The organism is Neobacillus drentensis NBRC 102427 (assembly GCF_001591445.1).
Taxonomy (GTDB): Bacteria; Bacillota; Bacilli; order Bacillales; family Cytobacillaceae; genus Neobacillus; species Neobacillus drentensis.
In genome coordinates this window covers 1-12,132 of sequence record NZ_BCUX01000084.1, presented here as the reverse complement: position 1 = coordinate 12,132, position 12,132 = coordinate 1, and the positions used below count along the sequence as shown (strand labels likewise).

Here is a 12,132-nt window from a genome sequence, read left to right as displayed (position 1 = left end):
ACGGACAGATTCCGCCTATTGACTCGAAAAACCCGAAAAGTGAAGAATTTGCTTTGCATAAGCGGAAAACCTCCGCTTATTTACCCCGAAACGAGCTCTATTTTGCATTTAACCGGAAAACCTCCGCCTATTTTACTTTTAATTTTACTGCTTACTCGATTAAGGACAAGATATCTTATTTAAAAAGGAGTTAGTTTTATATCAAAAATCCTTGATAACCTCATTTTGATGCAGAGATATCCTGATTTATTGTTCTTTCATTTTTCCAATTAACACTATTGTATGACTTGTGTGTGTCACATTTGGGCCTCCACTCATATACTAAGTTTGAAAAAGGATTAGATGTATGACATATGTGCACTGTCACTATATTGTTAAAAGGGGTAGGATAAATAAATGGATTACAAATGGATTTTAGCGATCGATGCCGGCGCATACGAAGTGAAAGGAAGAACGAGGGACGAAGTGTTTAAGTTTAGGTCAACAATTGGACCATACCGCCATCTTCATTTGACTAATTCAGATGGAAACTACATGGAAGAGGGCGACTTCATCGTTGAGTACGAAGACGAAAAGCTGTTCGTGGGGAATATCGCCTGGAGGGAATGTCATGCAATAAGAGAGCCGAGAGATATTTCGAAAGCGCACGAAGAAACAAAGATTAGGGTACTGGTGGCTGTACATCAGTATGGAAAAATGAAAGGAAACTATGTAGTGATTGGGCAGCCGATTCGAGGAATGGTGGATAAAGACAGGGTTAAAATTGAGAACATGCTGAGAGGGTCACACACAATCACGGTGAACAATGTAAAGAAAACGTTCCACATCGAGGATGTAAAAGTCGCACCTGAAGGGTCGGGGGCATACTTCAGCATGGAAGACAGGCCAGAAGAAATTGCGAACATCATTGACGCCGGAAGTGGTACCTTCAACTATTTAAGAGTGGAAGATGGCTACTTTATTGACAGGAAAAGCGGGACCCTTGCTTTCGGGGCTGAAACACACATGGATATGACAGAAAAACAAATGGCAGTGGCTATCCTGGCAGAAATTCGCGGCAAGTGGCACTTGTCTGAGCCGACGTTTCTTTGCGGGGGAATTGCTGAATATCTTCTCCCACATATTAAAGAGCATTTTAAAAATATCCAGCTAATCAAACCCGTCCTCTACCGGATGAACGGAGCCAAAGCATACAGTCCGCAATATGCCAACGCTTTCGGGTATTATTCTATGGGGAAAGCGGTCTTTGCTGATGAATGAACTAAATCGAAAGGTCAAGTCGGTCCCATTCAACCTTGATGACCCCTATGAAAGAGAGCTTCTAGAACATTGCAACCAGTTCATTCAGTTTGCCACATATATCAAACGCCTGATCCAACGAGATATGGAGCAGGGTGTCGGAGTAATTCGTAAAGAACATGAAAAGGCAGAAATGAGACAGGAAAAAAAGATCGACCCTTCGAAGTTGAAGAGCTTCGGTCTTTAACCCCCTATACGGGGTCTTTTTTTTTGGAATCTATACTTAGGGGGTCTATAACTATTACCTTTTCCACATTTTACCCCAAGGTTACTTAGATCAATTTTAAGGTGTCAGGCACCAAAAAGGCACCACAATATATTTTTTAAAAAGAAAAAAGTTTTTGTTGCAAGAGCGCTTACATTGGGTTTATAATGTGTATAAATCGATTTACTAAACCGATTTACTAAATCGGTTTATAGTAATTATTTTTCAAAAAGGAGTCTTCGTTATGAAAAATGTAATTGTCCCGTTAAATGCTTTTGATAGATTCGAAGTGTTGAAGAAGGGGCAAACTTCATTTATTCGGCTCATTGCCGAGTCTGGCGCATTTGGAATTGAGATTCGCCGTGAATTATTGTCGGAACAAGACCCGCCACTAGATATTTTGAGAAAAGAAATTGAAGCATATCAACTTTTTACCGTGTACTCGGCTCCGATTGAGTTATGGAAAGAGGATCACGGGTTAAAAGTAAAAGAATTAAACGAGATTTTTCAAGAAGGAAGAGCACTTGGGGCGAAATGGATAAAAGTTTCATTAGGTCATTTTCAAAAAGGTCAATCCAATCTTATGGAACTGAATACCTTTTTGAATCAGCACCACGAAATTCAAATGCTCGTTGAAAATGACCAGACGCTTCATGGCGGCAATGTCAATCAATTAACGTCCTTTTTTGAAAGCGCCTCCGAGCAGTCCACACGCGTTCAAATGACATTTGACGCAGGGAACTGGTATTATTCCGGTCAGGATGTGGATGAAGCATTAAGCAAACTATCACCATATGTCCAATATCTACATCTGAAACAAGTGGAAGATGACAATGGAGAATTCATCACTGTGCCTCTTCAAAAAGGTGGAAGACACAGCTGGGAGAAAGTCATGAATAGTTTTTCATCTGAAATCATTAAGGCCCTGGAGTTTCCTATTGAACCAAAGGAGAAAACAAAAGAGTTTATTCAGATGATAACGGAAAGTGAGGCATTAACATGGAACAGTTAGATATAATTACTTTTGGAGAAGCAATGGCCATGTTTATGGCCAATTATCCAGGCACTCTACATGAAGTCGACCAATTTACCCGCGAGCTTGCCGGTGCGGAAACGAATGTAGCGATTGGACTTGCCAGACTCGGCCTGCGCTCTGGTTGGGCAAGTAAAGTCGGAAATGATGCGTTTGGAAAATTTGTCATCGAAAGACTTAAAAATGAAAACGTTGACATCGACCATGTTTTAATCGACAAAAATTATCCTACTGGTTTTCAATTGAAATCGATGGTCCTAGAAGGCGACCCAGAGGTTCAATATTTCCGCAAAGGATCGGCAGCAAGCCATCTAATGAGCGATGATTTAAATGAAGATTATTTTCAAAGTGCCAGGCACCTGCATATGACAGGGATTCCTTTAGCACTCTCAGACAGTGCAAGAGCCTTTGCCAGGCACGCTTTATCTTTTATGAAAAAGAATGGCAAAAAGGTTTCCTTTGACCCGAATTTAAGGCCAACACTTTGGGCAACACAAGAAGAAATGGTAAAGGAAATCAACGAAGCGGCATTCCTGGCAGATTATGTGTTACCGGGAATTGCTGAGGGTGAAATCTTAACAGGTTCTAAGGTACCACGTGAAATCGCCTCCTTTTACTTAGAAAAAGGTGTTGAGCTTGTTGTTATTAAGCTCGGAGCTGAGGGAGCATTTTATAAAACAGCAACTGAAGAAGGAACCGTACGCGGCTTCCATGTGGAAAAGGTTGTGGATACCGTTGGTGCGGGCGATGGCTTTGCGGTTGGAGTCATTAGTGGACTTCTCGAAGGCCTCACCATTCAAGAAGCAGTATCTAGGGGAAATGCAATTGGTTCGTTAGCGGTTCAATCACCAGGTGACAATGATGGCTATCCAACCAAAGCAGAGTTAGAAAGATATTTGGAAAATAATCTACAGGGAGTGAATTAACATGAAACAAACGATTGCCAAACAACGGTGGCTCAGGCTGATTCCAATTGCTTTTATCACTTACAGTCTTGCTTACCTTGACCGTGCTAACTATGGATTCGGTGCCGCTTCAGGATTAGCAGAGGACCTTCACATTACAGCAGGTACATCATCTTTACTTGGTTCGCTATTCTTCTTAGGCTATTTCTTTTTCCAAGTGCCAGGTGCGGCCTTTGCTGAGAAAAAGAGTGCAAAGGTACTCATTTTCTGGTCATTGATTGCATGGGGTTTATTAGCTTCTTTTACAGGTATGATTACCAATATTAAATTATTATTTGTGATACGTTTTGCCCTTGGGGTCGTGGAAAGTGCCGTTATGCCATCGATGCTAGTACTTTTAAGTAATTGGTTTACGAAAGCTGAGCGTTCTCGTGCGAATACGTTCTTAATTTTAGGAAACCCTGCAACAGTTTTATGGATGTCGATTGTTTCTGGTTATTTAGTAAACTCTGTTGGCTGGAGATGGATGTTTATAGCCGAAGGTATTCCTGCCGTTATTTGGGCATTTATTTGGTGGAAAGTTGTCAATGACAAACCTAGAGACGCAAAATGGTTAACTGAACAAGAAAAGAATGATTTTGAACAACAATTAGCAAAAGAACAAGAAGGGATTAAGGCTGTTAAAAACTACAGCGAAGCCTTTAAATCCAAACCAGTTGTTTTGTTAAGTGCTCAATACTTCCTTTGGAGCATTGGTGTATACGGATTTGTAATGTGGCTTCCTTCAATTATTAAAGCAGCTCCAAATATGGATATTGTAAAAACTGGCTGGTTGTCTTCGGTTCCTTATATTTTAGCGATTGTTCTTATGTTAGTAGCTTCTTATTTCTCTGATAAAAAAATGAACCGGAGTGCATTTGTTTGGCCATTCCTATTAATTGGTGCGATCGCATTTTATGCCTCTTATGCGATTGGAACAGATCATTTTTGGATTTCATTTGTCTTACTCGTCATTGCCGGTGGTGCTATGTACGCGCCGTATGGTCCATTCTTTGCAATCATTCCCGAAATCCTTCCACGTAATGTGGCTGGGGGCGCAATGGCTCTTATTAACAGTATGGGTGCGTTAGGATCGTTTGTGGGTGCCTATATCGTTGGTTATTTGAATGATTCAACTGGTGGATTCGGTGCTTCTTATATCTTTATGGCTGGATCACTATTCCTTTCTGCCATCTTAACCATTTGGGCGGTAAAAGCTGCAAAAAAGGATAGCAGTCTGCCTGCTAACGTGAAATTGAGTGCTTAAAAAAGGTTAGCAGCTTTGGGAGTTTTCCAAGGCTGCTCCTTATTGTTTTTTCGAAAATATGAAAATATGAAAATATGAAAATAAGGGAGTTTTTTTAATGGGAGTAGAGGAAATTAAAAAACGGGCGGTTGTTGCAGTCATTCGCGGTGCTTCAGTGGAAACTATCATTCCAATGGCTCATGCCCTAAAAGAAGGCGGAGTCACAGCGCTTGAAATTACGATGGAAACTCCAAAAGCATTAGCCATTATTGAAAAAGCCGCCGATGTGTTTGGTGATGAAATTTTTGTAGGAGCCGGAACGGTTTTGGATGCGGAAACTGCCCGAGCTGCAATACTGTCAGGAGCGAAGTTTGTTTTTTCACCGACTGTCCGAAAGGAAACAATTGAGATGACGAAACGGTATGGGGTCATTAGTGTTCCCGGGGCATTTACCGCCACCGAAATTCTAACGGCCTATGAGTACGGTGCCGATGTGATTAAGGTATTCCCGGCAGGAAGTGTCGGACCTGGTTATTTTAAAAATCTAGCAGGCCCGCTGCCACATATTCCGTTAATGCCAACAGGCGGTATTGACATGGAAAATGCAAAGGACTATATCCGCGCTGGAGCGGTTGCTGTTGGTGTCGGAAGCTCACTGGTTAACCCGAAAAAAGCGTTAACAGATGATTATTTAAGGCTAATCACCGAAAATGCGAGAAAGTTGATGGAAGAAGTACAGTCAGCTCGGTAAGCATAAGAGGGGAGGATGACAGTAAGTGACAGGACTCGGTTTTTAACGGGCACTTTTCACTTAAGAGGTCATCCTTTTTTTGTTATGTGTGTTTCCTATTCGGACCATTACTGGAAAAAAACTAGATTTGCCGCTAAAATGAAGTCAGTGAACCAATAGGAAAGAGGAAGATAGGTATGGAAAAAGTAACAATGGCTGACGTAGCAAAAGTGGCAGGCGTATCAAAAAGTACAGTTTCTCAATACTTAAATAAACGATATGAATATATGGGGGAAAAAACAAAGCTTAAAATCGAAGAGGCCATTGAAGAGCTTGGATACCAGCCAAATTTTATCGCAAGAAGTCTAAAGCAAAAGCGTACCTCCATGGTTGGCATCATTGTGGCAAATATTACGCATTTTTTTTCAACAGAAATCAGTCGTGCCATTGAGGATTTTTGTCATACACATGATTTGCATGCGATCTTCTGTAACGCAGATGATGATCCTGAGAAAGAGAAGAATTATATTGAAATGTTAAGAGCGAAGCAAGTGGATGGTCTTATTATTTTTCCAACTGGTCAAAATAATGATTTATATAAAAAAATGATGAGTCAAGGCTATCCCGTTGTATTTGTCGATAGAAAAGTCGAGAATCTAGATGTGTTTTCTGTCATAACGGATAATGCCTATGCGACTTCGATGGCCGTGCAGCATGTCATTGAGAAGGGCCACCGGAATATCGCCTTTGTCGTGCAACCACTAAAGGTTAGTCCCCGAATCGATCGATTAGCAGGGTATAAAAAGGCATTAACCGATGCAGGTATTGAAATAAATTCGGATTATATTATCGAAGCAAGTATACCCGACATGAAAAACAAACTAGAACAGCTTTTTTCATTAGAGGTTAAGCCAACTGCACTCTTTGCGGCCAATGATCGGGTATTTATGGCGGTAGGGGAATTTTTAAAAGAGAAGGGAATCAAGCTTGGCAAAGAGCTGGAATTAATTGTATTTGATAATATCCCGTTCTCCCACTTGCTAGATTCGCCTATCTCTTTCATCGAACAGCCGGCAGCAGAAATGGGAAAAAAGGCGGCCGAACTGCTATTCCAACAGATCAATAAAGAGGACACACCTCCTGAAGTGTTTGTTTTTCCAAGCAGGATCGTGTAAAAGAGTTCGTTCGTAAGTGTTAGTGCCTGACACCATAATGGGTCAGGCACATTTTGTTCATTGAAAAACGCTTACAAATGGAGTATAATTTATTCATAAACCGATTTAGTAAACCGATTTATCTAAACCTAAATCAAAACCTATACCCTAAAAAAGGAGTTCGGATGATGAATATACAACTTGCTTTGGATCGGATGGAAATAGCTGAAGCGATTGAGTTAACGAGAAAAGTAGAATCTTCAATTGATTGGATTGAGGTTGGTACGTCACTAATTAAAGAATTCGGTGTGGCGAGCATCAAAGAGATGAAACAAGCATTTCCAAATAAACAAATTGTTGCTGATATAAAAACTATTGATAATGCTCGTTATGAATTTGAACTGTGTTTTGATGCGGGGGCAGATGTAGCGACTGTCATGGGTGTCTCTCCCCTTGTGACAATTGATGCCTGTATGGAGGTAGCTAATCGTTATCAAAAAAAGGTCATGATTGATCTGTTAAATACATCTGCTGAACAAAAAAGAGACTTAATGAAATATACGGATGCCATTTTTTGTGAGCACGTGAGTAAGGATCAGCAAGAGGAATTAGGCAGTCAAAATCATGGAACAAAACAAAGTGTTTTTTCAGGGTTCCAAGTGGCGGCAGCAGGTGGGATTAAGCTAGAATCAATAGGCGACCTTGCAAGGTCGATAAACCCGGCAGTGGTCATTATTGGCTCTTCGATTACAAAAGCGGAAAATCCAGCAGAGGCTGCGGCACAATTTAAACAACTTATTTTACAATTGGAGGGGAAATAGAAGATGTTAGTCATTCCTACAATATTGAAAGAAGTAGAAACAGTCCTGAGCCAAGTGGAACAAGATCAGCTTCAAGAGTTAGCTATTCAATTGCAAAAGGCGAAGCGGATTTTTGTCATCGGGGAAGGGCGTTCCGGCTTAATGGCAAAATCCTTCGCGATGCGTTTAATGCATTTAGGAGCAACAGTCTTTGTTGTTGGAGAAACCATCACTCCGTCCATTGAAGGAGGAGACCTTTTAGTAGCAATCTCGGGTTCAGGCACAACGAAAAACGTGGTTTGGACGGCTGAAAAAACGAAGTCACTAGGCTGTTCGGTAATGGCTGTGACCACAAACCCAGAGTCTCCATTAGCAGTGGCGGCAACGCAGATTCTTCATGTACCGGCAGCGACAAAATATCGCCGTGAGAATGAGTTGAAAACGATCCAGCCACTTGGTTCTCTATTCGATCAATGCGCTCATATTCTATTTGATACCCTCTGCCTGCTCTACAGCAAGCTGAATGAAGTTGACCATACACTAGCTTTCAGCCGGCATAGCAATTTAGAATAGGATTAGTTATGGTGCCTAATGAATGGTGCCTGACACCAATTCGGTAATTTCCGAATTGGTGTCAGGCACTCTTTTTTTCTTCAACGCGTCCTAGACTGTTAACCCTCGTTTATATTAGAATAACAGGGATGAATGGAGGAATTGAATAGATGTCTAATTTGCCAAATTGCCCGAAATGTAATTCAGAGTATACTTACGAGGATGGCAGTCTTTTTGTTTGCCCGGAATGTGCTCATGAATGGAATTTAGAATCAGAAGCAGAGACGGAAGACCAAAATATTGTTAAAGATTTCAATGGAAATGTTTTAACCGATGGGGACTCAATCACCATAATTAAGGACCTGAAAGTAAAAGGAAGTTCATCGGTTCTGAAAGCAGGTACAAAGGTTAAAAACATTCGTTTAGTAGATGGAGACCATAATATTGATTGTAAAATTGATGGATTCGGTGCGATGAGTTTAAAATCTGAATTTGTTAAAAAGTTATAGCGTCTCAGAAGTAATCGAGTATAAAAAATGTTAAAGAGCTTGGATTCCAAGCTCTTTTTCCATAATCACCAGATGACTCTAAAAATTCCCCATTTCCAGATGATAGTTTTTCTCGGTAAGAACTTTATGCAACTGCTCAATATGATCGTGATTTTTGGTCTCGACTGAAATTTCAATTTGGGCATAGCCGGGATAAATATCCTTGCCTATCCGATGGAGATTTACCGATTGAACGTTCGCATCCAAATCGGTTATCGAGCTTAAGACTCGCTGCAGTTCACCAGGTTTGTCTTTTAAGGTAATTGTAAAATTGGCATACCTTCCGGATTCAACCAAACCGCGTTCGATAATTCTTGAAATAAAATTCATATCGACGTTGCCGCCGCTTAACACAGCCACCACTTTTTTCTCTTTTATATTCGCCTTTTCATAAAGTAAGGAAGCAAGTGAAACGGCGCCTGACCCCTCAACTAACAGTTTATTCCTCTCCAAAAGCATGAGCATGGTCCTGGCAATTTCCATTTCATCGACGCTAAAAACATCATCCACGTATTTTTGGACGATTTCAAAGGGCTTGAACCCAGGTTTTTTAACGGCAATTCCATCAGCCATTGTCGGCGTGGAATCAACCATGACAGGTTTATTTTCAAACAAGGACTGCTTCATACTTGGGCAAGCAAGGGCTTGAACACCGTAAACTGAAATATGAGGATTTTGTTCTTTAACTGCCATCGCAACTCCAGCAATCAGCCCGCCACCTCCAATTGGGCAAATTACCGCCTCCACATCTGGCAGTTGATCGAGAATTTCTAAACCGACCGTTCCCTGCCCGGCGATGATCGCCTCATCGTCAAAAGCATGAATAAATGTAGCACCTAATTTTTCTTTGAGCTCTAATGCATAGGCGAGTGCATCATCGAATGTCGCTCCTTCTAAAATAACCTCCGCACCATATTGTTTTGTGGCAAGAATCTTACTAAGTGGTGCTCCTTTCGGCATGACAATTTTACAAGGGACACCAAGCATTTGACTGGAATAGGCCACCCCTTGTGCATGGTTTCCAGCTGATGCAGCGACAACTCCTTTGGCCAGCTCTTCCTTTGAGAGGGAATTGAGTTTATTATAAGAACCTCTAACTTTAAACGAGCCTGTCTTTTGGAGGTTTTCAAGCTTTAAATAGACTTCATTATGAGCAAGCTGACTAAATGTTTTGGAATAATCAAGGGTAGTGGTATGGACAATTCCCTTCATCTTTTCGCGTGCAATGATGATCTCATCGATATTCACATTTTTTCCTCCTCCGAACACCAAGTTCTACTATTTAGGATGTACTGGAGAAAATAAACTATGTTATAAAAGACCATCTATTTAAACAAAAAGGCGGCAGGAACATGGTCCTGCCGCTTCTTGGGCCTTCTAAATTATATTAATGAGAATGCAAACTGCTCTCTTCCATCCAATACGCTTCTCTTATATTAATCTGCTTACGAATTCTCCGGGTGACATCGATTGAGATTTCGCCTTCTTCGTACAAGTTCTGTATTTCATCACGTTCTGCTTGAAATGCTTTCACTCGTAATTCTCTTTGTAATTGTGTGTAGTGAGTAGAATCTGCGCCTTTTTTGGCTAGTTTTAATTTCATGATCAATTCGCTATATTCTCCGATAATAACTAAATAAATATTGGCAGTTTCAGATGTCATTTGATTCTTCAAATACTGAATAGCAGCTTTCGCCATGTTTACTTTTAGTCGGATGATTCTTTTTATTTGTACTTGGCGATGTTCAAGACGTTCTTTGTTATTTGGTAGAAAAAGATGAACAACCTGGTACAAACTTCTTTTAATCAAAATCCAAATAAACAATCTTCGATAGTGGAATCGGTTTGTAACCGCGAGCCTCATCCGATGAATATGCTCTTCAGACATATAAGTCATTTCACGGTCAATTTGTCCCTCTTTTTTCAATTTTTCGATGTAGTTAGCTTCTGCATCAAGGGCCTTCATCCGAATTTCAGTTTCTACTAATTTCAGCCGCTCGGAGTTTTCATCACTTACATCCGTAATGCGATTTCGGAGTTGTGTATATGTCGAAATGATGGAGACTGCTGCCCCACGATTCTCATCATTCATCAATTCACGAATCGAACGAATCGCGGAGTCAATCGTTCGGATCAGAGCGACGCGCTCCATTTCCTTACCAAGTTCTTCTGTGTTTCCTTTATCCGGCTTAGCGAGAATCGGCAAGAAGACGCTTGCTGCCAAAAGAGAAACAAGGATGACCCCAGCGGCAATAAAGATAATTAAAGAGCGCTGCGGAAAGGGACTCCCACTCTCTAGTACATAGGGAATCGTAAATGCACCGGCTAGTGTAACAGCTCCTCTTACACCAGAGATCGTAAGGATGCCAACTGCTCTCATAGACGGCATTTGAATTTGCCTTTTCAGCCATCCCCACTGCCAGGCAGCCATAATCCACAAGAAACGAAGGACAAATAGGGCAGCAGAAATAATGAAAATATACTTGCTCACCTGCCAATTATTAAACAGCGGGTCTTGAAAGATTTCACTGATTACATTCGGTATTTGCAGGCCTAACAGCACAAATACTAATCCATTTAAAATATAGATTAAAACGGTCCATGTACTTTGGGAAACCACTTGCAATTGCATGGCAGGGGATTGATCCCGATCTCGAAAAATGGTATGAACTATACCTGCGGTAACGACAGATAAGATTCCTGAAAGATGAAAATGTTCAACGATGTAAAAAATCACAAATGGGGTGAGGAGTTGGATAAGCATGTGAATTGTTACATCTTCCATCCCCAACCGTCGAATAAAAATTTTCAGTTGAATAATAAGAAAAGAAAGAATGGCGCCACCTGCGATGCCTCCGATAGAAATCACTAAAAAGCTCCAACTTGCATCAACTAAGGAAAAAACGCCCGTCACCGTTGCTGCAACGGCAAATTTAAAGGCAACTAAACCAGACGCATCGTTCATTAGTCCTTCCCCTTCAAGGACATGCATAATGTTTTGTGGGATCTTTACCCTACTCGAAATGGCACTGACAGCAACGACATCAGTAGGAGAAAGAATCGCTGCTAATGCGAAAGCAGCAGGCAATGGAATGGACGGGATAAGCCAGTAGATTAAGTACCCAATCGCATATACGGTAACAAACACAAGCCCGAGAGCTAGCAAAAGAATCGGTTTCCGTAATTTCCATAATGCTTGCCGTGAAACATTTTTCCCATCATGAAAAAGCAGGGGGGCAATAAATAATACGAAGAACAATTCCGGCGCCATAGGGATATGAATCCCTATTGGAAGTGCCGCAAGTAAAACCCCTAGTGCGATTTGAACCAGCGGCACTGGTATGTATGGCATAAAATGATGGATGAAACTAGACAAGCCGATTATTGCGAGTAGTAAAAGTGTAAGTAGAAAAAATTCCATTTCATGTCTCCTCTCCTAAGTATTTTGTGTAACAATGTGAATTTTCAACACATTAAAGAACCATTTTCTATTTTTTGAAAAATAAGCGAACTGTGGCGGGCACTGCCATCATAATTGGTTCTGAGGTAATCATAGGAATCCGTGTATGGTGCCTGTAAAGAGTGGAAAAGTGGTTCAGCGGTAACTAGTGGAAGCGACAA

At 41.0% G+C, this 12,132-nt stretch carries 13 protein-coding genes; 11 read left to right on the top strand and 2 right to left on the bottom strand.

Going from position 1 to position 12,132, the window contains the following annotated elements; all coding sequences use genetic code 11:
* The 11 genes from BDR01S_RS26120 to BDR01S_RS23190 all read left to right on the top strand — a co-directional run.
* Nucleotides 1–194 (top strand): hypothetical protein (locus tag BDR01S_RS26120; protein ID WP_218007893.1); only part of this gene is annotated, 194 nt, incomplete at its 5' end.
* A 202-nt stretch (nucleotides 195–396) separates the two neighbouring features.
* Nucleotides 397–1,260, top strand: a complete 864-nt coding sequence (locus BDR01S_RS23235; protein WP_066250121.1) for a ParM/StbA family protein — start codon at nucleotides 397–399, stop codon at nucleotides 1,258–1,260.
* Complete coding sequence (locus BDR01S_RS23230; protein WP_066259624.1) at nucleotides 1,253–1,486, top strand: hypothetical protein; 234 nt, start codon at nucleotides 1,253–1,255, stop codon at nucleotides 1,484–1,486. The genes BDR01S_RS23235 and BDR01S_RS23230 overlap by 8 nt, the downstream gene beginning before the upstream one ends.
* A gap of 262 nt (nucleotides 1,487–1,748) precedes the next feature.
* A complete protein-coding gene (locus BDR01S_RS23225; protein ID WP_066250127.1) occupies nucleotides 1,749–2,516 on the top strand; it encodes a sugar phosphate isomerase/epimerase family protein in 768 nt (255 codons plus the stop codon).
* Nucleotides 2,504–3,463, top strand: a complete 960-nt coding sequence (locus tag BDR01S_RS23220) for a sugar kinase (RefSeq protein ID WP_066250130.1) — start codon at nucleotides 2,504–2,506, stop codon at nucleotides 3,461–3,463. The genes BDR01S_RS23225 and BDR01S_RS23220 overlap by 13 nt, the downstream gene beginning before the upstream one ends.
* A 1-nt stretch (nucleotide 3,464) precedes the next feature.
* Nucleotides 3,465–4,748, top strand: a complete 1,284-nt coding sequence (locus BDR01S_RS23215) for an MFS transporter (protein WP_066250134.1) — start codon at nucleotides 3,465–3,467, stop codon at nucleotides 4,746–4,748.
* A gap of 97 nt (nucleotides 4,749–4,845) precedes the next feature.
* Nucleotides 4,846–5,478 (top strand): bifunctional 4-hydroxy-2-oxoglutarate aldolase/2-dehydro-3-deoxy-phosphogluconate aldolase, encoded by a 633-nt coding sequence (locus BDR01S_RS23210; RefSeq protein ID WP_066250137.1) that lies wholly within the window; start codon nucleotides 4,846–4,848, stop codon nucleotides 5,476–5,478.
* A 176-nt stretch (nucleotides 5,479–5,654) separates the two neighbouring features.
* Nucleotides 5,655–6,632 (top strand): LacI family DNA-binding transcriptional regulator, encoded by a 978-nt coding sequence (locus BDR01S_RS23205; protein ID WP_066250141.1) that lies wholly within the window; start codon nucleotides 5,655–5,657, stop codon nucleotides 6,630–6,632.
* Nucleotides 6,633–6,799: 167 nt separating this feature from the next.
* On the top strand, nucleotides 6,800–7,432 hold the full coding sequence (gene hxlA / locus BDR01S_RS23200; RefSeq protein ID WP_066250143.1) for a 3-hexulose-6-phosphate synthase: 633 nt from the start codon (nucleotides 6,800–6,802) through the stop codon (nucleotides 7,430–7,432).
* A 3-nt stretch (nucleotides 7,433–7,435) separates the two neighbouring features.
* Nucleotides 7,436–7,984, top strand: a complete 549-nt coding sequence (gene hxlB, locus BDR01S_RS23195) for a 6-phospho-3-hexuloisomerase (RefSeq protein ID WP_066250144.1) — start codon at nucleotides 7,436–7,438, stop codon at nucleotides 7,982–7,984.
* A 149-nt stretch (nucleotides 7,985–8,133) separates the two neighbouring features.
* On the top strand, nucleotides 8,134–8,472 hold the full coding sequence (locus tag BDR01S_RS23190) for a zinc ribbon domain-containing protein YjdM (protein WP_066250146.1): 339 nt from the start codon (nucleotides 8,134–8,136) through the stop codon (nucleotides 8,470–8,472).
* 78 nt (nucleotides 8,473–8,550) lie between these two features.
* Here the strand turns inward: BDR01S_RS23190 and ilvA are convergent, their stop codons facing one another.
* Together ilvA and BDR01S_RS23180 are read right to left on the bottom strand one after the other, a co-directional pair.
* Complete coding sequence (gene ilvA / locus BDR01S_RS23185; protein ID WP_066259625.1) at nucleotides 8,551–9,723, bottom strand: threonine ammonia-lyase; 1,173 nt, start codon at nucleotides 9,721–9,723, stop codon at nucleotides 8,551–8,553.
* Between the two features lie 175 nt (nucleotides 9,724–9,898).
* Complete coding sequence (locus tag BDR01S_RS23180; RefSeq protein WP_066250149.1) at nucleotides 9,899–11,932, bottom strand: Na+/H+ antiporter; 2,034 nt, start codon at nucleotides 11,930–11,932, stop codon at nucleotides 9,899–9,901.
* Nucleotides 11,933–12,132 lie beyond the last annotated feature (200 nt).